The 24211-nt window shown below is 63.3% G+C and carries 26 protein-coding genes and 1 pseudogene; 11 read left to right on the forward strand and 16 right to left on the reverse strand.

Going from position 1 to position 24211, the window contains the following annotated elements; translation table 11 throughout:
• Positions 1-9: 9 nt before the first annotated feature.
• Genes NKJ20_RS12090 through NKJ20_RS12100 form a run of 3 tightly spaced genes read right to left on the reverse strand, consistent with a single transcriptional unit; the run spans position 10 to position 3865 of the window.
• A complete protein-coding gene (locus NKJ20_RS12090; RefSeq protein ID WP_254815861.1) occupies positions 10-975 on the reverse strand; it encodes a substrate-binding domain-containing protein in 966 nt (321 codons plus the stop codon).
• A complete protein-coding gene (locus NKJ20_RS12095) occupies positions 972-2285 on the reverse strand; it encodes an ABC transporter permease (protein WP_023676963.1) in 1314 nt (437 codons plus the stop codon). Before NKJ20_RS12095 ends, NKJ20_RS12090 begins: the two co-directional genes overlap by 4 nt.
• A complete protein-coding gene (locus NKJ20_RS12100; protein WP_352455948.1) occupies positions 2282-3865 on the reverse strand; it encodes a sugar ABC transporter ATP-binding protein in 1584 nt (527 codons plus the stop codon). The genes NKJ20_RS12095 and NKJ20_RS12100 overlap by 4 nt, the downstream gene beginning before the upstream one ends.
• A 217-nt stretch (positions 3866-4082) precedes the next feature.
• Here NKJ20_RS12100 and NKJ20_RS12105 point away from each other — a divergent pair, with 217 nt between their 5' ends.
• Both NKJ20_RS12105 and NKJ20_RS12110 read left to right on the forward strand, forming a co-directional pair.
• Positions 4083-5102, forward strand: coding sequence for a LacI family DNA-binding transcriptional regulator (locus NKJ20_RS12105; RefSeq protein WP_352449454.1), 1020 nt, complete (start codon positions 4083-4085; stop codon positions 5100-5102).
• A 254-nt stretch (positions 5103-5356) separates the two neighbouring features.
• On the forward strand, positions 5357-5980 hold the full coding sequence (locus NKJ20_RS12110; RefSeq protein WP_352744254.1) for a L,D-transpeptidase: 624 nt from the start codon (positions 5357-5359) through the stop codon (positions 5978-5980).
• Between the two features lie 155 nt (positions 5981-6135).
• Here the strand turns inward: NKJ20_RS12110 and NKJ20_RS12115 are convergent, their stop codons facing one another.
• From NKJ20_RS12115 to NKJ20_RS12125, 3 genes are all read right to left on the reverse strand, one after another.
• The gene (locus NKJ20_RS12115; RefSeq protein ID WP_352744255.1) at positions 6136-7137 is read right to left on the reverse strand and encodes an LLM class flavin-dependent oxidoreductase; all 1002 of its coding nucleotides are present in this window, start codon (positions 7135-7137) and stop codon (positions 6136-6138) included.
• A gap of 151 nt (positions 7138-7288) precedes the next feature.
• Positions 7289-8449 carry an AI-2E family transporter gene (locus NKJ20_RS12120; RefSeq protein WP_023676958.1) on the reverse strand — a complete coding sequence of 387 codons (1161 nt, stop codon included), beginning with the start codon at positions 8447-8449 and terminating at the stop codon, positions 7289-7291.
• A 133-nt stretch (positions 8450-8582) separates the two neighbouring features.
• A complete protein-coding gene (locus NKJ20_RS12125) occupies positions 8583-9644 on the reverse strand; it encodes an LLM class flavin-dependent oxidoreductase (protein WP_352744258.1) in 1062 nt (353 codons plus the stop codon).
• A gap of 230 nt (positions 9645-9874) precedes the next feature.
• On the opposite strand from NKJ20_RS12125, the gene NKJ20_RS12130 reads away from it, so the two are divergent.
• The gene (locus NKJ20_RS12130) at positions 9875-10303 is read left to right on the forward strand and encodes a DUF6481 family protein (protein ID WP_023718183.1); all 429 of its coding nucleotides are present in this window, start codon (positions 9875-9877) and stop codon (positions 10301-10303) included.
• Positions 10304-10385: 82 nt separating this feature from the next.
• Here NKJ20_RS12130 and sugE read toward each other — a convergent pair whose 3' ends face one another.
• Together sugE and NKJ20_RS12140 are read right to left on the reverse strand one after the other, a co-directional pair.
• Complete coding sequence (gene sugE / locus NKJ20_RS12135; protein WP_352744260.1) at positions 10386-10700, reverse strand: quaternary ammonium compound efflux SMR transporter SugE; 315 nt, start codon at positions 10698-10700, stop codon at positions 10386-10388.
• Positions 10701-10854: 154 nt separating this feature from the next.
• The gene (locus NKJ20_RS12140) at positions 10855-10980 is read right to left on the reverse strand and encodes a hypothetical protein (RefSeq protein ID WP_013528464.1); all 126 of its coding nucleotides are present in this window, start codon (positions 10978-10980) and stop codon (positions 10855-10857) included.
• A gap of 215 nt (positions 10981-11195) precedes the next feature.
• On the opposite strand from NKJ20_RS12140, the gene NKJ20_RS12145 reads away from it, so the two are divergent.
• The 3 genes from NKJ20_RS12145 to NKJ20_RS12155 all read left to right on the forward strand — a co-directional run bounded on the left by NKJ20_RS12145 (position 11196) and on the right by NKJ20_RS12155 (position 13575).
• On the forward strand, positions 11196-12005 hold the full coding sequence (locus NKJ20_RS12145; RefSeq protein ID WP_352449448.1) for a transglutaminase-like domain-containing protein: 810 nt from the start codon (positions 11196-11198) through the stop codon (positions 12003-12005).
• Positions 12006-12127: 122 nt separating this feature from the next.
• Entirely contained in the window at positions 12128-13090 is a 963-nt protein-coding gene (locus tag NKJ20_RS12150) for a cation diffusion facilitator family transporter (protein ID WP_352744262.1), read from the forward strand.
• An 80-nt stretch (positions 13091-13170) separates the two neighbouring features.
• Complete coding sequence (locus NKJ20_RS12155; protein WP_352744264.1) at positions 13171-13575, forward strand: GFA family protein; 405 nt, start codon at positions 13171-13173, stop codon at positions 13573-13575.
• Between the two features lie 39 nt (positions 13576-13614).
• Here NKJ20_RS12155 and NKJ20_RS12160 read toward each other — a convergent pair whose 3' ends face one another.
• The gene (locus NKJ20_RS12160; protein WP_352455962.1) at positions 13615-14877 is read right to left on the reverse strand and encodes a DNA recombination protein RmuC; all 1263 of its coding nucleotides are present in this window, start codon (positions 14875-14877) and stop codon (positions 13615-13617) included.
• Between the two features lie 103 nt (positions 14878-14980).
• On the opposite strand from NKJ20_RS12160, the gene def reads away from it, so the two are divergent.
• Genes def through truA form a run of 4 tightly spaced genes read left to right on the forward strand, consistent with a single transcriptional unit; the run spans position 14981 to position 17737 of the window.
• Entirely contained in the window at positions 14981-15511 is a 531-nt protein-coding gene (gene def, locus NKJ20_RS12165; protein ID WP_352744265.1) for a peptide deformylase, read from the forward strand.
• 16 nt (positions 15512-15527) lie between these two features.
• Positions 15528-16457, forward strand: a complete 930-nt coding sequence (gene fmt / locus NKJ20_RS12170) for a methionyl-tRNA formyltransferase (RefSeq protein WP_352744374.1) — start codon at positions 15528-15530, stop codon at positions 16455-16457.
• Positions 16454-16963, forward strand: a complete 510-nt coding sequence (locus NKJ20_RS12175) for a GNAT family N-acetyltransferase (RefSeq protein ID WP_352455966.1) — start codon at positions 16454-16456, stop codon at positions 16961-16963. Before fmt ends, NKJ20_RS12175 begins: the two co-directional genes overlap by 4 nt.
• 18 nt (positions 16964-16981) lie before the next feature.
• The gene (gene truA, locus NKJ20_RS12180; protein WP_352744267.1) at positions 16982-17737 is read left to right on the forward strand and encodes a tRNA pseudouridine(38-40) synthase TruA; all 756 of its coding nucleotides are present in this window, start codon (positions 16982-16984) and stop codon (positions 17735-17737) included.
• On the opposite strand, the gene NKJ20_RS12185 is transcribed toward truA, so the two are convergent.
• Together NKJ20_RS12185 and dapE are read right to left on the reverse strand one after the other, a co-directional pair.
• Positions 17719-18327, reverse strand: a complete 609-nt coding sequence (locus tag NKJ20_RS12185) for a transporter (RefSeq protein WP_352744269.1) — start codon at positions 18325-18327, stop codon at positions 17719-17721. The two genes, truA and NKJ20_RS12185, sit on opposite strands and share 19 nt — an antisense overlap.
• 2 nt (positions 18328-18329) lie before the next feature.
• Entirely contained in the window at positions 18330-19529 is a 1200-nt protein-coding gene (gene dapE, locus NKJ20_RS12190) for a succinyl-diaminopimelate desuccinylase (RefSeq protein ID WP_352455971.1), read from the reverse strand.
• A 129-nt stretch (positions 19530-19658) separates the two neighbouring features.
• Here dapE and NKJ20_RS12195 point away from each other — a divergent pair.
• Positions 19659-20691, forward strand: a pseudogene (locus NKJ20_RS12195) (2-dehydropantoate 2-reductase).
• Here the strand turns inward: NKJ20_RS12195 and NKJ20_RS12200 are convergent.
• The 5 genes from NKJ20_RS12200 to dapD form a co-directional block, all read right to left on the reverse strand.
• Positions 20603-21073: a GGDEF domain-containing protein gene (locus tag NKJ20_RS12200; RefSeq protein WP_352744272.1), complete on the reverse strand. Its 471-nt coding sequence runs from the start codon at positions 21071-21073 to the stop codon at positions 20603-20605. The pseudogene NKJ20_RS12195 and the gene NKJ20_RS12200 overlap by 89 nt on opposite strands.
• The gene (locus NKJ20_RS12205) at positions 20998-21777 is read right to left on the reverse strand and encodes a hypothetical protein (protein ID WP_352744275.1); all 780 of its coding nucleotides are present in this window, start codon (positions 21775-21777) and stop codon (positions 20998-21000) included. Before NKJ20_RS12205 ends, NKJ20_RS12200 begins: the two co-directional genes overlap by 76 nt.
• Before the next feature lie 335 nt (positions 21778-22112).
• Entirely contained in the window at positions 22113-22901 is a 789-nt protein-coding gene (locus NKJ20_RS12210; RefSeq protein WP_352744278.1) for a hypothetical protein, read from the reverse strand.
• Positions 22902-22922: 21 nt separating this feature from the next.
• Complete coding sequence (locus NKJ20_RS12215) at positions 22923-23300, reverse strand: DUF805 domain-containing protein (protein WP_023677473.1); 378 nt, start codon at positions 23298-23300, stop codon at positions 22923-22925.
• A 30-nt stretch (positions 23301-23330) separates the two neighbouring features.
• Positions 23331-24185 carry a 2,3,4,5-tetrahydropyridine-2,6-dicarboxylate N-succinyltransferase gene (gene dapD / locus NKJ20_RS12220; RefSeq protein ID WP_352455975.1) on the reverse strand — a complete coding sequence of 285 codons (855 nt, stop codon included), beginning with the start codon at positions 24183-24185 and terminating at the stop codon, positions 23331-23333.
• Between the last annotated feature and the right edge of the window lie 26 nt (positions 24186-24211).

Consider the following 24211-nt stretch of genomic DNA (forward strand, 5'->3'; position numbering starts at 1 on the left):
AGCCTCGTCTCAGAGGCCGTTGTCCTTCAGGATCTGGGCGGCATTTTCCTTGGTGATCTTCTGCGTCGGCAGGGTGATAGTCTTTTCCACCTTCTCCCCGTTCAGGAACTTGATCGCCTGCCGCAGCCCTTCGGCGCCCGGCGTCACATAAGTGAACGTCGCCGTCAGCTCGCCATTGGCGACCAGCTGCACGCCTTCATTGGGCAGGCCGTCGATGCCGATGAACTTGATGTCCTTCTCACGTCCGACGTCCTTGGCGGCAAGATAGGCGCCATAGGCCATCGGATCATTGTGGCCGTAGACAAGATCGATTTTCTCGTTGTTGCGCAACGCCGTCGCCATGATGTTGTAGGCCTGGTCCTGCTTCCAGTCGCCCGACTGCTGGTCGAGCAGGTATTTTATGCCTGGCTCCTTGTCGGTGAATTCATGGAAGCCGTCATGGCGGTCGTGTGCCGGCTGGGTGCCCATGCCGCCCCAGATCTCGACGACGTTGCCGGCGGCCTTGCCCTTGCCGCCAAGCAGCTCGACGGCATATTCACCGGCAGCCCGGCCGATCAGCTTGTTGTCGCCGCCGACGAACTGCGTGTAGTCGTTGGTTTCGACGTTGCGGTCGAGCACGAAGACCGGGATCTTGGCATCGATCGCCTGCTGCACGACACCGGTCAGGCCGGCGGATTCTTTCGGTGATACCAAGAGCGCATCGACCTCCTGACGGATAAGGTTTTCGACATCGGCAACCTGCTTCTCGGTCTTGTCCTCGCCGTCGGTGATGATCAGCTCGACTTCCGGATGCTTGGCCGCTTCGGCCAGGATGTCCTTGTTGAACTGGGCGCGCCAGGGTTCGATGGTCGTCACCTGCGAGAAGCCGATCTTCCACTTCTTGTCCTGCGCATGGGCGCCGCCGGCAAGCATGGCGGTCGTGGTCAGGAGTGCCGCTGTCAGCCCGGCGAGCTTCAACAATTCACGTCGTTTCATTTCTTGTTTCCTCCAATATTCAGAGACGCGGTCTCTTGCGACGGCCGCTTTGCCGCGGCCGTTTCCTTGTGCGCTTGCCCACCGGGCAGTCGCAGATAGAAGAGAAGATCACCGGCACTGCGCTCCTGTACGAGCACGGTACCGATGATGATCATCCCCTTCAGCACCAGCTGAAGGTTCGAATTGATGTTGTGCAGCTGCAGGATGTTGGAGAGCAGCCCGAAGATCAGCACGCCGCAGAACGTCCCGGTGAGGCTGCCGCGTCCGCCCATCAGGCTGGTGCCGCCGATGACCACGGCGGCAATCGCGTCGAGCTCCAGCCCGGCGCCGGCGTCCGGCTTGCCTTGCCGGTACTGCGCGACATAGAGCACCGCCGCGATTCCGGCCAGCAGCCCTGACACGGCATAGGTGGCGATCTTCACGCGGCCTGCGGCGATGCCCGACAGCCGCGCCGCCTCCTCATTGCCGCCGATCGCATAGACATAGCGGCCGAACGGGGTGAAGCGCAGCACGGCGCCGTAGATCAGGATGGCGCCGAGGAAGAACAGGCCCGGCATCGGGATCACGCCGAATACCAGCGAGCGCAGCATTTCGAAATCGGCGGTGGCATTCGAGCCGGTGTAGACCGGCAGCACCGCATTGTTCTGGCCGGCTGTCAGCCGGGCGATGCCGAGCGCAGTGACCATCATCGCCAGCGTCACGATGAAGGGCTGCAGCCGCCCGGCGACGATGATGAAGCCGTTGAGCGCGCCGAACAGCAGGCCGACGCAAGGCGCCACCAGCAGCACGCCGAGCACGCCGAATTTTGAGCCCACCTGCGGCAGCAGGAACCACAGCACCAGACTGCACAGGATCACCCCGACAATGCCGGGCGTCACCAGCCCGCGAACGCTGTCCAACCTGATGTCGTGCGTGGCCTGCGCGCCGGCGCGGGATTTTTCGATGTTCAGCAGGATGAAACGAGTGACGAGAATGCCGAGGCAAAGGGCTGCCAGGGCAACTGTCGGCACCCCCAGCACCACCGCTGGCGTCACGCCGGGGACCGTCAGCAGCATGGCACAGACCACCGTGCAGATAGCCATCAGCGAGCCGACGGAAAGGTCGATACCGCCGGTGATGATCACCGCAGTCATGCCGGTGGCAATCAGCCCGGTGGTCGACACCTGGCGCAGCACATCGAGCAGGTTGCCGTAGGACAGGAAGATGTTGTTGCCCTTGGAGCTGATCGGCGAGCCGAGCACGCCGATCAGGAAGATGGCGATCAGGCCCCAATAGAGCTTCGTCCGGGACAGGATATGCAAAATGCTCATGCGGCAGGCCTCGTCATCGTCCGTCGCGGCGCCGCAAGCCGCATGATGGCCTCCTCGCTGGCTTGCGCGCGGGACAGGATTCCCGTCTGGCGGCCGTCGGCCATGACCAGGATACGGTCGGAAAGATGCAGCAGCTCCGGCAATTCCGAGCTGATGACGGCGATCGCCAGCCCGTCTCGCGCCAGCTTGAAGATGAGATCGTAGATTTCCCGCTTGGCACCGACATCGATGCCGCGTGTCGGCTCGTCGAGCAGCAGCACCCGCGGCCTCGTCGCTAGCCATTTGCCGATGACGACCTTCTGCTGGTTGCCGCCGGACAGCGTGCCGGCCGGCTGCTCGACGGTCTCGCAGCGAATGCCGAGCGCCTTGACGGCGTCCCGTGCCAGCCCTTGCTCACCGGCCAGCGAGCGCACGCCGAACCGCGCCAGCGCGCCGACCAGCGGCAGCGCGACATTGTCGGTGATCGAGGCCTCGAGATGCAGGCCTTGCGTCTTGCGGTCTTCCGTGACCAGGGCGATGCCGAGCCGGCGCGCATCGCGCGGCGAACGGATTTCTACTGCCTCGCCATCGAGCCTGATCTCACCGCCGGCACGTCCGCCGCTGGACCCGAAGATGGTTTCCAGGATTTCGGTACGGCCCGAGCCCAGCAGCCCGCCGATACCGAGAATTTCTCCGGCGGCAAGATCGAAGCTGACGCCGTCGAGCACGGTGCGCCAGCCATGGCGATTGGGCTTCGACAGCGACAGCTCGCTTACGGAAAGGACGGTGTTGCCACCGGGGATGCGGTGTTCCTGGGAGGAAGCAAGCAGGTTTCGCCCGACCATCGCCGAAATTATGGCGTCTTCGTCGAGCTTGTCCATCGCCTGCGTCAGGACGTGGCGTCCATCGCGAAACACCGTGACCCGGCTGGCCAGATGCATGACCTCGTCGATGCGGTGCGAAATGTAGACGATCGCCACGCCGCTGTCGGCGAGCTGGCGGATGATGCGGAACAGCCGCTGGCATTCGGCTGGCGAAAGCGCCGAGGTCGGCTCGTCCATGATCAGAATGCGTGCCGACATCGACAGCGCCTTGGCGATCTCGACCAGTTGCTGTTCGCCGACGCGCAAGGCACCGACCCGCGCATCCGGGTCGAGCTCGATGCCGAGCCTTTGCAAGAGCGCGCCGGCAGCGCGGCTGCTCGCCTTGCGGTCGACGATCAGCCCGGCGATCAGCTTCTCGCGGCCGAGAAAAATGTTGTCGGCGACGCTGAGTTCGGGGACGAGGTTCAGCTCCTGGTGGATGATGGCGATGCCGGCGCGCTCGGCCTCGCGGACGCCGGTAAAGCGCACCGGGTGGCCATCGATACTGACCGTTCCGATATAATCCGTGTAGACGCCGGACAGGATCTTCATCAGCGTTGACTTGCCGGCGCCGTTCTCGCCCATCAACGCATGGACTTCGCCGCGCCGCAGCTCGAAGCCGACATCGACGAGTGCTGCGATGCCGCCGAAGGATTTGGAGATGTGCTCGGCCCTCAGCACGATAGCCGAGCCGTCCGCCGTAGCGCCTTCCGCAGGGATGGAATTGCCGTGCTGCATGACAAGGACGGCCTCCCTCCGTCGTCACCGAACACCTCAAACGCTAATCTAAACGTTTCGATCATGTCAAGGCAATATCTGGAGCCTGAGATTGTTCCATTTCAATTCTTGCGCAAAATCATAAGATTCCGTACGTATTGCTACCGTGGAGTGGTGAAACGTTTCGAAAATGACAGCGTCAGGACGAAAAAAGCAGCGCAAATTCACTGCTCCGACCATGCTTCATGTGGCCGAGGCCGCGCGTGTTTCCGTGGCCACCGTATCGGCGCTGATCAACGGCACCGCGACCGTCAGCCCCGAGCTCAGCCAGCGCATCGAACAGGCGATCCGCGACATCGGCTACAAGCGCAACGCCATTGCCCGCAGCCTGAAGATGGGCACCACACGCACCATCGGGCTCACCGTCCCACACATCACCAATCCGTTCTTTACCGACGTGGTTTCGGTCATCCAGCAGGCTTTCGACAGGGCCGGCTACGCCGTCATGCTGTGCTGCACCGACGAGCACCTGAACACGCAGGACGACCAGATCAGGCTGTTGCTCGACCGCATGGTCGACGGACTGATCGTCGCGCGTGTCGGTGACGGCGCGATCCTCAAACGGATTGTCGACGACGCCAATGTGCCGGTCGTGCTGCTCGACCGTGTTTGCCAGGGTGTCGACACCGATGCCGTCGTTCTCGACAATCAGCGCGCGGTGTTCGACGCCATCACTTACCTGATCGATCTCGGCCATCGGCGCATCGGCTACATCTCCGGCTCGTTCGATATCTCGCCGATGCATGACCGCATGGCGGGATACCGCGAGGCCCTCCAGGCCGCCGGCCTGCCGGCCGAGGCCGAACTCGTCCGCTTCGGCAACTTCCATGAAGTCGACGGCTACAACGCCACCATGCAGCTGCTTTCGCTGCACGACCGGCCGAGCGCCATCTTTTCGGCCAACAACCCGATGGTGATCGGCACCATGAAGGCCATTCGCGATATCGGCCTGTCCTGTCCGGAGGATATTTCGGTCGCCTGCTTCGACGACTTTCCGTGGTCGGATGTGTTCCGGCCGCAATTGACCACGGTCGCACAGCCGGTGCAGGCGATTGGCGAACAGGCGGCCAATCTGCTGCTCGACCGGCTCGCCGGAAACAGGGATGCGCCGCCGCGCAAGCTGACGCTCAAGGGACGCTTGATGATCCGCAATTCATGCCGTCCGCTAGGTGCGACTGCGCAGAGCGTCAGCGCGTAGCGCTTGGGCTCTGTTCAGAAACTTTGCAATGCCGGACGGACAGCGCTCCCTCTGTCCTGCCGACCCCGGGCCTTCGCAGCCCCTACGGGCGTTCGTCTTTCGAAAACCGAGCAATTGAAGGACGCGGCGCCAATCGAGCCAGGTGGCCAACAATCAGCCAGCCGACAGTCAGGAAAATCTTGGCAATCGAAGCATGTCGGTTTAGGAATATGACGAGATGCGGCTGATCGCCCACACGGGCGCCGGCTTGAGTCATGCGCGTGAAATCGATCCTAATCGGGCTGGTACTTGCTGGGATGGTCGCAATCTTCGGCTGCACCACCGGCGGCGCATTTAAGACTTTCCCCTCGGCCTATGGCGGCCTCACCGACGCCGGTTTTCGCGTTCCGCCGGTTCCGATCTACAAGGTTGACCAAAAGTTCCATCGGCAGACAGTGCCTTATGCGACTGACGAGGCGCCGGGCACCATCATTGTCGATACAGGAGCGAAGTTCCTCTACTACGTGTTGGGAGACGGTCAGGCGCTGCGCTACGGCATCGGCGTCGGCAAGGCGGGCTTCGAGTGGCATGGCACGGCTCACGTTGCGAGGAAGCGCGAATGGCCGGATTGGAGCGCGCCGTCTGCGATGATCGTGCGCGAGCAGAAGCGAGGCCGCATCATACCGGCCCATATGGAGGGCGGACTCATGAACCCGCTCGGGGCGCGGGCGCTCTATCTTTTTAACGAGGAAGGTGACACTGGATATCGCCTGCACGGTAGCCCCGAATGGTGGTCCATCGGCAAAGCCGTGTCTGCGGGCTGCATTCGCCTCATGAACCAGGACATCATCGATCTCTATGACCGCGCCACAATTGGCACCAAGGTGATCGTCATTTAGTGGACGCCGCGTTTCCCGCTAACGGACGAGCATGACGGATCGAAAAGCTCCGCGCAAAACGCGCGAAATTGTCGCTATGCTTCGCACACCTGTTCGCGATGTTCCCTGCCTAAGGCCGGCCTTGCCCGCAGCAGTGGCAAGTGGCGAACCAACTCTCAGGCAGCTTCCGACAGCGATTTGTGAGCGTCGGCGAGGATCTCGAACGAGCGCACCCGCGCCGCATGGTCGAAAATCTGCGCTGTGACCATCAGCTCGTCGGCGCCTGTGCGGCGCACAAACGCCTCGATGCCTTGCCTGACCGTTTCCGGGGAGCCGACGACGGCGCAGGAAAGCGCTTGGCCGAGCATGGTGTTGGCCATTGGATCGAGGTCGCGCTCATATCCTTCGACCGGCGGCGGCAATCGGCCGGGCCGGCCGGTGCGCAGATTGACGAAGGCCTGCTGCAGCGAGGTGAACAACAGCCGCGCCTGGGCATCGGAAGGAGCGGCGAAGACGTTGAGGCCGAGCATCACATAAGGCTTGTCGAGCTGCTCCGAAGGCTGGAAACGCGAGCGGTAGATCTCCAGAGCATGGTCGAGCTCGGCCGGCGCAAAATGCGAAGCGAAAGCGTAGGGCAGGCCGAGCATGGCGGCAAGCTGCGCGCCGTAGAGGCTGGAACCGAGAATCCAGACCGGCACCTTTTCGCCTTCGCCGGGCACCGCGCGGATGCGTTGGCCGTCTTCGGCCGGCTGCAAGTAACCCATCAGCTCGACGACGTCCTGCGGGAAATTGTCGGCGCCAGCGTCGAGGTTACGGCGCAGCGCCCGTGCCGTGGCCATGTCGGTGCCGGGCGCCCGGCCGAGGCCGAGATCGATGCGGCCAGGATGCAGAGCGTTAAGCGTACCGAACTGCTCGGCGATGACCAGCGGCGAATGATTGGGCAGCATGATGCCGCCGGCGCCGACGCGTATCGTATTGGTGCCGCCGGCCACATGGGCAATGACCACCGAGGTGGCGGCGCTGGCGATGCCCGGCATATTGTGGTGCTCTGCCAGCCAATAGCGCCGGTAACCCAGCCGCTCGGCATGACGGGCGAGATCGAGCGAATTGGCGAGTGACTGTGAAGCGTTGCTGCCTTCGACGATCGGCGACAGGTCGAGAACGGAAAGAACGGTCATCGGCGCGGGTTTCCTGTGGGCCGAAGGGATGTAGGAAGCCGTTGCCGAGGCGGCAAATTCAAAATGTTGATGGAGCGCTGAGGGCGGACGTGCGACCGATGCAAGGTCGTGATCTGCCCCATCGGGGGGACGCTTTTGACCCTTTAAGCCGCTACTTTTTCACCTCGGGAATCTCTTCGTCCTCGATCGCTGCCGTGTGTTGCGCCGCCAGGAAATTGCCGACATGGCTGAGACCGTCGAAATGATCGCAGAACACCTTGATGACGACCAGCAGCGGCACCGCCAGCAGCGCGCCGACAAAACCCCACAGCCACGACCAGAAGGCGATGGCGATGAGGATCGCCACTGCGTTGATTTCGAGACGGCGGCCGACCACCGTCGGCGTCACGAACTGGCCTTCGACGACATCGCACATAAGGACGAAGGCCGGCGCCAGCAGCGCATAGGAAATCGTGTCGAAGCTTATCAGCGCGATGATCGTAACCAGCGTGATGGTGGTCAGCGCCCCGATATAGGGCAGGAAATTGAGCAGAGCCGCTGCCGCGCCCCAGACCTGCGCGTTGGGCACGCCGAGCGCCCACAGGCCGAGCCCGATGACCACGCCGAGACATGTATTGATGACCGTGACAGTAAGCAGATAATGCGAGATTTCACGTTCTACGTCGTAGACGACGCGCAGCGCCCGCTTCTTTTCGCTGAGACTGGGGAAGGACTGGACGATCTTTTCATAGAACATCGTGCCCGAGGCGAGCAGGAACAGCGACAGGACGAAGACGATGGTAACGCTGGCGCCGGCCGACAGCACATTGCCGGCGGCCTGCGAGAGAATACCGGATGGCGCCGTCGCCACCCTCTGAACGCCCGGCTCCTGGGATGTCTGTGTCAGGCCCTCGATCTGGCGCGAAATCTCCACGATCCGTTCGAACGGACGGCGCAGTTGTGCCAGACGTTCGGTAAGCTGCTGGCCGATCGTCGAGGTGTTGTTGATGAGGTCGATGACCGGGCCGCTGAGCAGATATCCCGCGACGGCGACGAGGCAGAACGAAAGCAGCACCAACAGTGTCGCTGAAATGACATCGGGCATGCCATGCTTGCGCAGGAAGCGAACGATCGGCGTCAGCGTCAGCGCCAGCAGGAAAGCCAGAATGACCGGCATGAAGAAGGCGCGGGCGAAGTAAAGCGCGTAGATCGCCATGAGGATGAAGATGCCGACGAGCAGCGAACGCATCAGATGCGCATCCGCCCGCGCCTCGACGCGCGGATCCGGGCTTTCGGCAGCGCTTGCGCCCGAAGCGTCGGGTTCGGCTTTCATTCTGACCCTCGGCGGCACACCGCGATTGGTGCAGACCGTTGGCGAAAACGCCTCTGTCGCTTCAAGGTTCCGTTAGCCGGCGTCACCGGCAAGGCCGCCTCGCGGCCTTGGCAATGAATCAGGTGACTGGGAATCAGGCAACCGGCGCCGCCACGGCGGGAACGGCCTTCGCAGTTTCCCGGCGCACGATCGGCGCCACTTTAGTGCCGTAGAGTTCGATGGCCTTCATCACCTTGGCGTGCGGCATGGTGCCGATCGCCATTTGCAGCAGGAAGCGGTCGTTGCCGAATATCCTGTGCTGGGCAATGATCTTCTCGGCCACCTGTTCTGGATTGCCGACGAACAGCGCGCCGTTTGGGCCGCGCGATTGGTCGAAATGCGCCCGCGATGTCGGCCCCCAGCCGCGCTCGCGGCCGATGCGGTTCATCACCTCGGCCTGCGGCCCGTAAAAATCGTCGGCTGCCTGGTCCGTGGTGTCGGCAATGAAGCCGTGCACGTTGAGACTGGTGGCAAGGCTTGCCGGATCGTTGCCGGCGCGCCTGGCTGCATCCCTGTAGATGTCGAACAGCGGTGCGAACCGCGCCGGCTCGCCACCGATGATCGCCAGTGCCAGCGGCAACCCGAGCACACCCGCGCGGGCGACGGATTGCGGTGTTCCACCGACGGCGATCCAGATCGGCAATTTGTCCTGCAAGGGCCGCGGATAGACGCCGCGGTTGTGGATCGGCGCGCGCAGACTGCCCGACCAGGTCACCTTGACATGATCGCGGATGGCGAGCAGCAGGTCGACCTTCTCGGCGAAGAGCTCGTCATAATCTTCGAGATTGTAGCCGAACAGCGGAAAGGACTCGATGAACGAGCCGCGCCCGGCCATGATCTCGGCACGGCCGCCGGACAGAAGATCGAGGGTGGCAAACTGCTGGAAGACGCGCACCGGATCGTCGGAGGACAGCACGGTGACAGCGCTGGTCAGCCTTATGCGCTTGGTCCGTTCGGCCGCCGCCGCTAGCGCCACCACCGGAGCCGAGGCAGCATAGTCGGGACGGTGGTGCTCGCCGAGACCAAAGACGTCCAGCCCGACCTGGTCGGCGAGCTCGATCTCCTCGATCAGGTTGCGCAACCGCTCATGCGCACCGATCGCACCGGGACCTGGTTCCGGGCTGACGTCGGCGAAGGTGTAGAGACCGAGTTCCATAGTGTGTCATCTCAGCGTTTTGTCTTGGCGCTACACGTAGCGATCAGTCCGCCGCCCCGCCAGATGCCTGGATGGTGAACAGTGCGGGTGCCTTTCAGCCGAATTCAATCGAAATGGCGTCTCCCGGCTGCAACAGATCAGAATTTCATGGCTGGCATACCGTTTTGGCGCTTGAACTCTCGGTTTTCGCGCGTATGTAAGCCTCGCAAATTGACTTCAGGGAAGTGGACTTGGCTATCTATAGGGAAAAAGACGTTTTCGAGCGGCGCAATGCCGCAAACGAGGCAAAGAAGGCGCTTCTGGAGCGCTTCAAGGCAAAGCCGGCGGCAGATGATCCAGCGGTGCTGGCACGACAGGCCGAGCGCAAGGCGATCCTCGAGGCCCGCGCGATACGCGAGGCCGAAAAGGCCAGGCTGAAGCAGGAAAAGCTGGCGCGCGAAGCGGCCGAAAAGGCCGAGCGCGAGGCAGCTGCCGAAGCGGCACGCATTGCCGCGGAAGAAGCCGCACAGGCCGAAGCGAAGATCCGGGAAGCTGAAGAGAACGAGCGCATCGCCCGTTTTCTTGCCGACGAGGCCGAACGCAAGGCCAAGCGTGATGCGCGCTATGCGGCGCGCAAGCAGCGCACCGGCAGGACGCCGCCCGGCTTCTCCGCGCGATAGCGGCTTCCGGCACTGATCAGCCGAATTCAAGAATCAGGGCCGCCTTGCAGCGGCCCCGAACGCGTTCGTCTGTCAGAATCGGCTAAGCCGCGAGCTTCAGTCCCATGATGCCGCAGACGATGAGCGCGATGCAGGCCAGCCTGATCGCCGGCGCTGGCTCGCCGAGCAGCCATATCCCCAACAGCGCCGTGCCGACGGTGCCGATGCCGGTCCACACCGCATAGGCGGTGCCGACCGGCAATGCCTTCAGCGCCAGGCCGGGCAAGATCAGGCTGACGATCATCGAGGCTACCGTCAGGACGGTCGGCAGCGGCTTCGAGAATCCGTCGGTGTATTTAAGGCCGATCGCCCAGCCGATCTCGAACAGTCCGGCGAACAACAGGAAAATCCACGACATCGGAACGCTCCGTTTCGATGGCATCCGGCCGATTTCTTGAAAAGCGCAAAAATTGCCTTCGGCGCATCCATAGGGGATGCGCGTGAGCTTAATGAACAATCATACCGGCCGCGTTTGCGGCCGGTCGAAATAAGCCGAAACGGTAGCTGCGGCCCTACTTGTCCTTCAGCTTCATCGCCTTCACCGGCGGTGCCTTCAGGGCCGGCGCCGGAGCGGGTTTCTTCGCGTCCTTCTTCGGCTTGCGGGCTTCCTTGCCTGCCTTCATCGCACCCTTAGCCATGATTCGTTCCTCCAGTTGATGTCTGGCGAAGTGAAACAAGAGAAAACGCTCGACTGCAAGAGGCCGCTGCCGTGCAGTCGCCTTGGCCGATGGCTGTCAACCGGTTTCTAATTCCCTCGTAAACCGCAGCGGTCCGTGCCATGGTCTTCTTCGCACTGCAGCATCAGCCCTTGCGTTTCGCCGGCTGATGATCGGGCAGGCCGGTCAGGACGACAATGCGGATCCACATCGGTTGCCAGATGAGCTTCGACTTCCCGCAGGAAACACCGCTGATCGCGATGCTAAACGTCCATTATTCGCGCGCATCCGATCTTGAGCGGCCGGACTTCCTGACGTCGAACCCGCCGGTGCCGATCGAAAGCTACCGCGACAGTTTCGGCAATTGGTGCAGCCGTTTCGTTGCGCCGGCCGGGCGCTTTGCGTTCGGCACGGACGCGGTGATCCGCGACCCCGGCTCCTTCGAGACGCGCGAGCTGACGGCGTGGCAGCACGAGGTGCGCGATCTGCCGTCGGAGACGCTGCTGTTCCTGCTGCCCAGCCGTTATTGCGAGAGCGACGTGCTGTCGAACGAAGCGTGGCGGCTGTTCGGCAGCACCCCGCTCGGCATTCCGCGCGTCCAGGCGGTCTGCGACTTCGTCCATAACCACATCGTCTTCAACTATTTCAATGCACGGCCGACGCGCACCGCCGCCGAGGCCTATCGCGAGCAGAGTGGTGTATGCCGCGACTTTGCTCACCTCGCTGTTGCCTTCTGCCGCGCCCTGAACATTCCAACCCGCTACTGCACCGGCTATATCAGTGATATCGGCCTGCCAAAGCCGTGGTCGGACATGGATTTCGCCGCTTGGATGGAGGTCTATCTCGGCGGCCGCTGGCACGCGTTCGACCCGCGCAACAACGCGCCGCGCATCGGCCGCATCCTGATTGCCTCCGGACGCGATGCCGCCGATGTGCCGCTGACCCACATTTTTGGGCCGGGCGCGCTGGCTGGCTTCAAGGTCTGGACGGACGAGGTCGTCGAATAGCCCCGCGCCGCCCTTTTGAACAACTGACCTTGTGAACAACTGGGCACTTCGGGCGTTGTGAGAGCTGTGGAGCGTGGGCGGGCGCTCCGCCAATCTCGGTGCATCAACCAAGGCAGCACACCATGGCGGCGCATGGCGGGTCGAAAAAAGTGATCTATGCGGCGCTCGCCGGAAATCTTGCGATCGCACTGACCAAATTTGCCGCTGCCTTGTTCACGGGCAGCTCGGCAATGCTCTCGGAAGGCGTCCACTCGCTCGTCGATACCGGCAATGGCAGCCTGCTGCTTTACGGCATGCACCGTGCCGCCCGGCCGGCCGACCGCACGCATCCGCTCGGCCATGGCCGCGAGCTGTACTTCTGGAGCTTCATCGTTGCGCTCCTCGTCTTTGCACTGGGCGCCGGCATATCGTTCTACGAAGGCGTGATGCACATCATGGCGCCGGAGCCGATCGCCAACGCCAAGGTGAACTACGCTGTCCTTGGCCTTTCCTTCCTCTTCGAAGGCACCTCTTGGCTGGTGGCGCTGAAGGAATTCCGCCACCAAAAAGGCAGCCACGGCTGGCTTGAGGCGGTGCAGCTCAGCAAGGATCCGAGTGTCTACACCGTACTCTTCGAGGACAGCGCGGCACTTCTCGGCCTCGTTGTCGCCTTCGCCGGGATATCGGCGGCGGAACTGCTGGACATGCCGAAGCTCGACGGCGCCGCGTCGATTGGCATCGCGCTGATCCTGGGCGGGACCGCGATCTTCCTGGCGCGCGAAAGCAAAAGCCTGCTGCTCGGCGAGCCGGCTTCGCCCGAGGTGCAAATGAAAGTATTGGACATCGTCCAGCAGGACCCGGCGGTGCAGCGGGCGAATGGCGCGCTGACGCTGCATATGGGTCCGCAGGAGATCGTCGCCGCTCTGAGCATCGAGTTCGAGGACCACTTGTCGGCGCCCGAGATAGAGACCTGCGTCGAACGCCTCGAGACGCGGCTGAAAGCGGAGATGCCGGAGGTGACGCGGCTGTTCGTCAAGCCTCAGACCACCGGTACCTGGGAACGCCGGAGCAAGGCCTTGGCGGCGTCCGGAGGGGAACCGGCCTAAGGAAAATGGCTTGAGGAAATCGATGCGCCATCGGGCAGTCCCGGCTATGATCGCAGGCAAAAGCTCCAGGAGGAACGAAGATGAAAATCGACGGCGCGTGTCATTGTGGCACTATCACTTACGAGGCCGAAGTCGATCCGGAAAAGACCACCATTTGTCACTGCATCGATTGTCAGAAGCTAACCGGAACGGCCTTTCGCGTCACCGTGCCGGCGTCCGAGGACAATTACAGGATCACCAAGGGCACGCCGAAGATCTATATCAAGACCGGTTCGAGCGGCGCCAAGCGCGCCCAGGCATTTTGCGGTGAGTGCGGCTCGCATCTCTACGCCACGTCGGCGGGCGAGGGACCGAAGGTTTACGGTATCAGGGTCGGCACGGCACGGCAGCGCGAGCAACTGGTGCCGAGAAAGCAGATCTGGCACCGCTCGGCGCTGCATTGGCTGCCGGAATTCGAAGGCACAACCATCATCGAGGAGCAGTAGCGCCAGACCCGGACGAAGCCTCCGGTTCCGGCGCAGCTCTCAATCGTCGCCTTCGACGACCCTTAGCCTCAACTGCCCGGTTTTCGAATCGGCGACGCGCGGGCTGCTTTCCGCTTTTGCTCCGCTGCCATTCGAACCAGCGGTGTCCTCCGCCGGCTGCACGCCAAACTCCAGCGCCTCGATCTTTTGTCCGCGCCTGGTCACCTTCGATGTCGAGACCAGAATGTCGTCGATATCCTTGGCCGATTGGCCAAAATGCGTCTGCAATTTGCGCACCCGCTCGTCTAGCCGGGAGACGTCTTCCATCAGCCGGATAACCTCGCCCTGAATCAGGTGTGCCTGCTCGCGCATGCGGGCATCCTTGAGGATCGCCTGGATGACCTGGATCGACAACATCAAAAGCGATGGCGAGACGATGACGATCCGCGAGCGATGCGCCTTCTGGACAACGGCCTCGAAATTCTCGTGGATTTCGGCGAACACCGATTCCGAAGGCACGAACATGAAGGCGGTGTCCTGCGTCTCGCCCTGGATCAGGTATTTTTCGGAAATATCGCGGACATGCACCTCGATGTCGCGGCGGAAAGCCTGTGCGGCGGACTTCTGCAGTTCGGCGCCTTCGGCGGCCCGGATGGCATTCCAGGCCTCGAGCGGAAACTTTGCATCGACGGCAAGCGACGGTGCGCCGTTCGGCATCTTCACCAGGCAGTCGGGCCGGCTGCCATTCGACAAGGTCGCCTGGAATTCATAGGCGCCGTGCGGCAATCCGTCGGCGACGATGGCTTCCATACGCGACTGGCCGAAGGCGCCGCGCGTCTGCTTGTTGGAAAGGATCGCCTGCAATTGCACGACCTGGCCGGCCAGCGACTGGATGTTGCCTTGCGCGATATCGATGACCGCCAGCCGTTCCTGCAGCTTGGCGAGGCTCTCATGCGTCGATCTCGTCTGCTCGGTCATGGTCTGGCCCAGGCGGCCTGTCATGGCATCGAGACGCTGGCCGATCGACTGTGTCAGTTCGGCCTGGCGCGCCCCGAACACTTCGGCGATGGCGCCCATGCGGCCCTGCATTTCCGCCTGGCTTGCCAAGATACCAGCCATCCGCACCTCGGCGTCGCGGGCGTGGTCGGCGGCTTCGGCGGCCGCCACTGCACGCGCCTTGGCCGATCGCCAGAGCGCAACGACGAGCGCCACGAACAGGCCGAGGAACAGCATTGCGCCGAAACCCAGGGCTTGGCCGAGCGTGATCGTGGTGGCGCCGAGGCGGGCGACAGGTTCGGACAGGATGGTGGCCAGATCGTTCATGTCGACAGCATAGATGATTCGGTCTGCCGGCACAGATCAAAACGTGAACGACCCGAAGGCGCCCCGGTTGACGCTTTTCCTGCGAGGTCTTAGGTGAGACGCCATGTCGATCAAGCCGCTTATCATCCTTCCCGATCCCGTCCTGCGCCAGGTTTCAAAACCGATCGAGCGTGTCGACGGGGATTTGCGCAAACTGGCCGGCGACATGCTGGACACCATGTATGACGCGCCCGGTATCGGCCTCGCGGCGATCCAGGTTGGCGAACCCTTGCGCATGCTGGTGATCGACCTCGCCAAGGAGGACGAGACGCCGGCGCCGCACGTCTTCATCAATCCCGAAATCCTTGAAAGCTCCGACCAGCGTTCGGTCTATGAGGAAGGCTGCCTGTCGATCCCCGATTACTATGCCGAAGTCGAGCGCCCCGCCGCGGTGCGGGTGAAATATCTCGATCGCGACGGCAAGCTGCAGGAGATCGAGGCCGAGGGGCTGATGGCGACCTGCCTGCAGCATGAAATCGACCACCTCAACGGCGTGCTGTTCATCGATTACATCTCCAAGCTGAAGCGCGACATGGTGGTCAAGAAATTCAAGAAGCTCGCCAGGGACAAGGCGCCGGGCAAGATGGTGGGGTAGGCGTCGACGAATGCCCCTGCGTGTCATCTTCATGGGTACGCCCGAATTCTCCGTGCCGACGCTGCGGGCGATTGCCGGGGCCGGGCACGAGTTGGCAGCCGTCTACACGCAGCCGCCGCGCGCCGGCGGCCGGCGCGGGCTCGAACTGACGCCGTCGCCGGTGCAGCGCGAGGCGGAGCGGCTTGGCATCGAGGTGCGGTCGCCGGTGTCGCTGAAGGGCGAGGCGGAGCAGGAGGCGTTCCGCGCCTTGGGTGCCGACGTCGCCGTGGTCGTCGCCTACGGGCTGCTTCTGCCTAAACCCATTCTCGAGGCGCCGCGGCTCGGTTGCCTCAACGGTCACGCATCGCTATTGCCGCGCTGGCGCGGCGCTGCCCCTGTCCAGCGCGCCATCATGGCCGGTGATACCGAAACGGGCATTATGGTGATGCGGATGGAGGAAGGCCTCGACACCGGGCCGGTGGCAATGGTTGAAAAATGTCCCATTGGACCCGACATGACGGCCGGCGATCTGCACGATCGGCTGATGGTCTTGGGTGCTGCGCTGATCGTGCAAGCGCTCGAACGGCTGGAGCGGAATACGCTGACATTTACCACACAGGCGGAGGTGGGGGTGACCTACGCCAAGAAAATCGATAAATCGGAGACTCGCATAGACTGGCTGCGACCTGCCGGCGACGTGCACAACCAGATTCGCGGCCTGTCGCCCTTTCCCGGTGCATGGTGCGAGGCCGAAATCGGCGGCCGCGTGGAACGGCTGAAACTGCTTCGCTCGACGCTCTCGCAAGGCGCCGGCGAACCGGGAGGAATTCTCGATGACCGGCTGACGGTCGCCTGCGGGTCAGGCGCGATCAGGCTGGTCGAAGTTCAACGTGCGGGCGCAAGGCCCATTGCCGCGCAGGAGTTTCTGCGCGGGGCCAAGCTCGAAAAAGGAATGAAATTGTCATGAGCATGATGTCCATACGCGCGGCGACGCCGCGGGACCGCGAGGCGATCCGCCTTGTCGAAGAACACGCATTCGGCCAGCAGACGGAGGCCGGACTGGTCGACGCGCTGGTCACCGGCGGTGATGCCGTCGTCGAACTGGTGGCGGACGAAGACGGGCAAGTGGTCGGCCATATCCTGTTTTCACGGCTTTTCGTGCAGAATGGCGGCAAGAGCTTCCCGGCGGTGGCTTTGGCTCCTTTGGCGGTCGAGCCGTCGTTCCACGGCACCGGCATCGGCGGTGCGCTGGTCCGCGAGGCGCATATCCGCCTGAAGGCTGCTGGCGAGACGCTCGCCGTGGTGCTCGGCGATCCGGCTTACTATGGCCGTTTCGGCTACAGCCGCGCCCGTGCAGCAAAATTCGAGAGCGACTACCAAAGCGAAGCCCTGCAGGCGCTTGCCTGGGGCGAGGCGCCGGAGACCGGCAGGCTGGTCTACGCCTCGGCCTTCGGCTCAGCCCTCGCCGCCTGATTTCGCCTCGATCCGGGAATGCCGCGTTTTCGCCTCGACATCGAATATGACGGCAGTCTCTTCGCCGGCTGGCAGCGCCAGGCCAACCAGCCATCGGTGCAGCAGGCGATCGAGCAGGCGATCGAGAAGTTCTGTGGTGAGCAGGTTTCGCTGCGCGCCGCCGGCCGCACCGATGCCGGCGTCCATGCGACCGCTCAGGTGGCGCATGTCGATCTGATCAAGGCATGGCCCGGCGACAAGGTGCGCGACGCCGTCAACGCGCATCTGCAAGCGGCCAAGGTGCGCATCGCCATCCTGAAGGCCGCCGTTGTGCCGGATGGCTTCGATGCGCGTTTCTCGGCGATCGGCCGCCATTACCTCTACCGCATCGTTAATCGCCGCGCGCCGGCGGCGCTCGACAAGGGCAAGATCTGGTGGGTACCGAAGCAGCTCGATGCCGGTGCCATGCACGAGGCGGCAAAGGTGCTGCTTGGCCGGCATGATTTCACCACCTTCCGCTCGACCCAGTGCCAAGCCACCAGCCCCGTCCGCACGCTCGACCGGCTGGATGTCAGCCGGGCGGGCGATTTCATTGAGGTCCGCGCTTCGGCGCGGTCATTCCTGCACAACCAGGTGCGCTCGATGGTCGGCTCGCTCAAACGTGTCGGCGAAGGCGGCTGGACTGTTGCCGACCTCAAGGCGGCGCTTGAGGCGCGCGACCGTGCGGCCTGCGGTCAGGTGGCGCCGCCCGACGGGCTGTTTCTCGTCGGCGTCGATTATCCGACGCCTGGCTGATCCGGAACGCTGATCCCGAGCAGCGCCTGCAGGCCGAACAGGACGATCAGCGACGCCACGAACATGCCGGCAAAAACGGCGCTGCCGGTGGCCGCACCCCTGCCGATCGCAACGTTGGTCATCCGCCAGGTCAATACCATCGACAGCGCGAACAACAGCAGCGACACGAGTCCGGAGACTTCGTTGGCCGACGTCAGGAAAAGCCGGATCAACGCCGATGGCAGCATCATCCAGGCGATGATCGCCGAGGCCCAATTGCTGGCCACGACATAATGGACGAAACGGCCGCCGACGCCGACCTGCGGCGCCACCAGGGCGAGGCCTATGAGCGGCAGCACCCAGGCGCCGATATCGACGGTGGCCAGGCGGATCAACATGCTGAAACGGCCGACGAATGCGTTGGGATCGCCGATCTCGTTGGCAATACCGACCCAGCCGACGATCAGTGCCGGCGCCGCGACGACGATGGCAAAAAAGGAGTTCCAGAAACCGTCCGCCGAAAGGTCGAGCAGGCGAAATCCGTCGGCCTTGCCGAGCATCAGCCGCCAGGCACCGGCAAGCGAAGCGTAGGTTTCATCCGCTGAAAGCATCACTAGGATATGTCCTGCGCAAACCAGTCTTCAACGAAGCGCAGATAAATCTGCGTCAGCGTCTCGAGGTCGGCAATCGCCACGCGTTCGTCGACCATGTGCATGGTCTTGCCGACCAGTCCGAATTCGACCACCGGACAATAATCCTTGATGAAGCGGGCATCGGAGGTGCCGCCGGAGGTGGAGAGCGCCGGCTTCCTGCCGGTCACCGCCTTGATCGAGCCGCCAAGCGTCTCGATCAACCTGTCGTCGCGTGTCAGGAAAACATGGCTCGGCCCGTCGCGCCAGACGATCTCGTAGTCGACCGGCGTCTTCTTGCCGGCGCGGTATTTCTTGCGTTTCGCCGCCCGGTCGAGGCGGTTGTGGATCTCGGCCTGGATCGTCTCGGCGGTCCATGTGTCGTTGAAGCGAATATTAAAGGTAGCCGCCGCCTTCGCTGGGATGACGTTGGTGGCAGGGTTGCCGACATCGATGGAGGTGACCTCAAGGTTGGTCGGCTGGAAATCCCTTGTTCCGTTGTCGAAGACGGGGTGAAGCAAGGCGTCGACCAGCGTCACCAGGCCGCGCACCGGGTTGTCGGCTAGCTGCGGATAGGCGGCGTGGCCCTGGCGGCCGTTGACGACGACCGTGCCGGAGAGCGAGCCGCGCCGGCCGATCTTGATCATATCGCCGAGCGCGTCGGGATTGGTCGGCTCGCCGACGATCGCAGCATGCCATTTCTCGCCTTTGGCGGCCGCCCATTCGAGCAGTTTCGTCGTGCCGTTGATCGCCGGACCTTCCTCATCGCCGGTTATCAGCAGCGAGACCGACCCCTTCGGGCCGCCCTTCTGCGCGATGTGTCGCGCTACCGCCGCGACAAAACAAGCAATGCCGCCCTTCATGTCGACGGCGCCGCGGCCGAACATCTCGCCATTGGCGATGTCGGCGGCAAAGGGCGGGTGCGTCCAGGCTGTTTCATCGCCCACCGGCACGACATCGGTATGGCCGGCAAACATCAGATGCGGGCCGTTGCCGGAACGCCTCGCGTAAAGGTTCTCTATGTCAGGTGTGCCGGATTCGGAAAACACCGGGCGCTCGACGGCAAAGCCGAGCGGCTTCAACATTTCTTCCAGCGCGCTCAGCGCACCGCCTTCGGCGGGCGTCACGGAAGCGCAGCGGATGAGAGCAGCCAGATTTCTGGTCGGATCGGTAGGCAGCGTCATGGGCAAAAGCGATAGTCGAAAGCGCAAGGCCTGTCACGGCCAGACATAAGGGCCAGCCATGCCGCCGACATTATGGTTTTCATGCCGTATAGTTGCGGCAAGGCCTCTCGACCAGGACAGGGCCATCGCATGGTCACGCGTGGCAAGACAATCGTAATCGCCGGTGCCGGCAGTATCGGATGCTACGCCGGCGGCTGCCTGATACTTGCCACGCGAAAGGTGGTTCTGCTGGCGCGGCCTCGCATCGAGAAGGCGCTGCAAAAAGGTGGATTGCGCATCACCGACCGTGATGGCCGCGACCGATCCGTCAAGCCGGAGGCATTGTCGGTCACCGCCGATCCGGCCGCGGCATTCCCCAGTGCCGATGTCATCCTGGTAACGGTCAAGAGCGGCGCGACGCAGGACATGGCCGGGCTTATTGCGGCCCATGCCCGACCGGATGCGGTGGTACTCAGTCTGCAGAACGGCGTCGACAATGCCGATAAGTTGCGAGCCCAATCTCGCCGCCCGGCGGGTGCTCGCGGGCATGGTGCCGTTCAACGTGGTCCAATCGGCGGAGGGCGAATTGCCGCTTCGTCTGCACCGCGCCAGCGGCGGCAAGGTGATGATCGAACAGGGTCCGACAGGCCTTGACGAACTGCTTGACGTTGAGGGCTTTGCCGTCGCCACGCATGGTGACATCGAAGCGGTGCTATGGGGCAAGCTGCTGCTCAACCTCAACAACGCGCTGGTGGCGCTTTCCGGCCTGCCGCTGGCGGCAGAGCTTGCCGATCGCCGCTGGCGGCTGATCCTGGCCGGCCAGATCGACGAAGCATTGGCGGCAATGATGGCGACGGGCATCGAACCCGCTCGCATCGCCGGCCTGCGTCCCGCGCTGCTGCCGAAAGTGCTTCGCCTGCCCGACTGGCTGTTCAAGTTCTTGGCGCGGCGGATGCTTGCCATCGACCCTGCCGCGCGTTCGTCGATGTGGGATGACCTTCAGCGCCGCCGGCCGACGGGGATCGGCGAACTGCAAGGCGCGGTCCTGCATTTGGCCGAAAAGGCCGGCACGCCGGCGCCGTTGCTGAAGCATGTCACGGCACTGGTGCGCGTGGCCGAGCAGAAGAGGCGCGGATCGCCCTGCCAGACGCCGGAAGCCGTTGTCGCGACCGTCGGATCATAGCCCGCACAGGCGCCCAGTAACGGCCCTTGCCGGTGCGCTTGGCCTCGTAGAGCGCATGGTCGGAACAGGTGAGCAGGATTTCCGGATCGCCGCCGTCGGCGGGTGCGAAGGCGCTGCCGACGCTCAAGCCGACATGGATGGCGGAACCGACCCCGAGGTCGAAAGGCACCGAGACCTTTTCGATGGCCCGTTTTGCCAGGTAGGTGGCCTCGATCTCCGAGGTTGCGGGCAAAAGGATGACAAATTCATCGCCGCCAATGCGGAAGACCACGTCCCCCGGACGGAAGCCGCGCTTCAATCGTTCGGCTACCTTGCGTAGCAGCACGTCGCCGACGGCGTGGCCAAAACGGTCGTTGACCTGTTTGAAACCGTCGAGATCCATGCTGAGCACTGCAAACGGCCGCCATTGGCGGCCGGCGCCGCAAGGTCGCGGCACATGTCGCGCAATTTCTCCTGCAGGAAGATGCGGTTTGGCAGGCCGGTCAGCGCGTCCTTGATGGCCAGGTCGCGATTGTCCAGTTCGGCGCGGATCATGCGGGCATTGATTGCGTGGTTCTGAAGCAGCACGATGATGCCGCCGGCCACATAGAACGGCGTTTGAATTCCGACGATCGGCATTCCGGGCGCCGCAGAAAACAATGCACCGACCACGTAAGGCAGACTTACGACCAACATGACGAATATGGCGAAGCGCGGGGTCGCCGCATTGCGTGACGACACCACGCCGACGACGCCTGCGACATTCAAGGCGGCAAGTACGGAAAGCGCCATATTCCCGCTGGCAACACAGCCATAGCAGCCGAGGCCGAAAACGACCGACCAGACGCCGCTAGCCGCCATCAGGCCCGCCAGCGGCCCTTTCGAGCCGCGCCTGCGGGCCTGCTCGCATTCCCGCATCAGCAGAACGCGGACGGTGAAAAGCATCAGGTCGGCGGCAATCCAGGCGTAGGGCCACCAATCCCCGGTGGCAAGAGCGGCGCTGACTGCAACCAACAGAACGCTGATGGTGCCGAACAGGACTGCGAATTTGCGGTCGAAGGTCGTGTCGAGAAGCCGGGCGCGGACAGCTTCCGGTTCCAATTTCATCGGCGAAGAGAACCAGGCAAACAGGCGAGCGGCGGCGCTCCACGTTTTGCGCGGCTCCTTGGTGATCAGGGATAGGTCGCTTGCCAGTCGAGCGCTCCGTGCCGGTCGACACAGTCTTCGCCGGCATGCTGGGCCAGGGTGATTAACATTCGCTTAGAGCATCCGGCGCAAAACCGGGCTTTCGGAACTCCCCGTTCCGCCGCTCTGGAGCAATTCCAGGAAAAGTGTGAAGCGGTTTTCCGTCCGGAATTGCGTCAAAACAAAAAGATAGAGCGGTTCGGCGTTTCTGCGAAACGATGAACCGCTCTAGCGGATCTGCCGCCGGATGGCCGGTTTTAGCTTGCCGGCCCCGGTTGTCTGCGGACTGCAGGCCGACGCGGCGGACCCGGCTCGGGATCGGTCTTCGCCGCACGTGCCGGCTGCCCATGAGGGGTTTCGATCAGCGTGATCTTCTGCCAGATCTTTCGCGAGAGGTTCGAAGCCAGGTTCTCGATGTCGTTGACGCCGTCGATGACCACGGCGTCATTGACCGACTGCGCAAACAGCGCGGCGATCTTGCCGGTGATCGACAGCATCTCGGAGCAGTAGTCGAGATAGCGGGCAAGGTCGGCGGCGTTGGTGATGCGGGCTGGCGAATGCGCAGTCGGCTTGAAACTGGCTGAAAGCGTTGCCGGATCCTTGGTCAGCTGGTGCATGTCGATGACGTGGATCAGCGACCGCAGCCCGTGGAGCTGGCGAAACACCCGCTTGCGCTTGATCCGCTCCTCGGAGCGAATCAGGGCCAGGAAGCCCAGCACCGCGAGGATGATCATGTTGAGGGAGGCTTCGATGCCTTGCACTGACTGGAAGGCATCGTGGCTTCCCGAGATGCGGCCGAGCGGCAGGATTGTGCCGACGAACAGGAACATCAGCGCTCCGACGATGAAGGCGGCGATGATGAGGCCGCGCAGCCACCAGATCGGCGCCTCCAGCGCCTTGGCTGCCTTTGCCAGATCGCGCGACAGCGACACGAGCTCGGCGGCGACGCCGCGCAAGCCTGCATCGGGAAAGCGCTCGGCGACGCGCCCTTCCAGCCGTTCGGCGGTTTCGAGGATCAGTTTCGGATCAAGCGAGCGGTAGCGCATGACGAAATGTCCGATCGGCGCTCAGGGTTCAGCCGGGGCATTGGTGCGCTTGCCGTAGCGGTTGGGGCCGGGTTGCCCTGGAAACAGGCAAAGCACCAGAAAAGCGATGATCGAGACAACCGGCACGAACAGCACCAGCGCCGCAACACCCGGCTTGTCGAGGTCATGCAACCGCTTCACCGCCAGCACCACGTTCGACCAAAGCGAGGCAATGAAGGCGATGAAGAAAATGAACGACCACATGTTGCTCTCGGTAGTGCCTTCCGGAACCAGCGTGAAACGGTAGAGTGGGAGGGCCTGTATGATGGCCACCAGCAGTCCTCCCAGAAAATAGGCCGCGCGGCTGACGCGGCCCGAAGTTCTGAAGAAAAGCCAGATGAGGTCTGATCTGTCAGGCAAGCGAATTCCGTCCGTATTCGTGGGGAAAGATCAATCGCGCAGCAATTCGTTGATCGATGTCTTGGAACGGGTTCTGGCGTCGACCCGCTTGACGATGACGGCGCAGTAGAGGCTGGGGCCGGGCTCGTTGTTTGGAAAAGGCTTGCCCGGCAGCGAGCCGGCGACGACGACGGAATTAGGCGGCACCTCGCCGTAGAATATCTCGCCGGTGGCGCGGTCGACGATCTTGGTCGATTGGCCGATGAAGACGCCCATGCCGAGCACCGAGCCTTCGCGCACGATGCAGCCTTCGACCACTTCGGAACGGGCGCCGATGAAGCAATTGTCCTCGATGATGGTTGGACCGGCCTGCATCGGCTCCAGCACGCCGCCGATGCCGACACCGCCCGACAGATGCACATTCTTGCCGATCTGGGCGCAGGAGCCGACCGAAGCCCAGGTGTCGACCATGGTGCCGCTGTCGACATAGGCGCCGACATTGACGAAGGACGGCATCAGCACGGCGCCGGGCGCGACATAGGCGGAGCGGCGCACGATCGACGACGGCACGGCGCGGAAGCCCGCCTTCTCGAAATCGACGGCGCTCCAGCCGTCGAACTTCGAAGGCACCTTGTCCCACCATACCGCCTGACCGGGACCGCCCTCTATGATCTCCATCGGGGTAAGCCGGAACGACAGCAGCACCGCTTTTTTCAGCCACTGGTTGACATGCCATTTGCCGTCGGCCTGCCGCTCGGCGACGCGGGCGACGCCGCGGTCGAGCAGGTCGAGCGCCGATTGGATGGCCTCGCGCGTCTCGCCGCGGGTTGCGGTCGAAATCGTGTCGCGTTCCTCGAAGGCGTTCTCGATAATCTCCTCGAGGCTCGCGAGATCGGGCTTCGACATGAATTCGCTCCATTACCAAGCTGTTA

The sequence above is a fragment of the Mesorhizobium sp. M0185 genome (assembly GCF_040322175.1).
Lineage (GTDB): Bacteria > Pseudomonadota > Alphaproteobacteria > Rhizobiales > Rhizobiaceae > Mesorhizobium.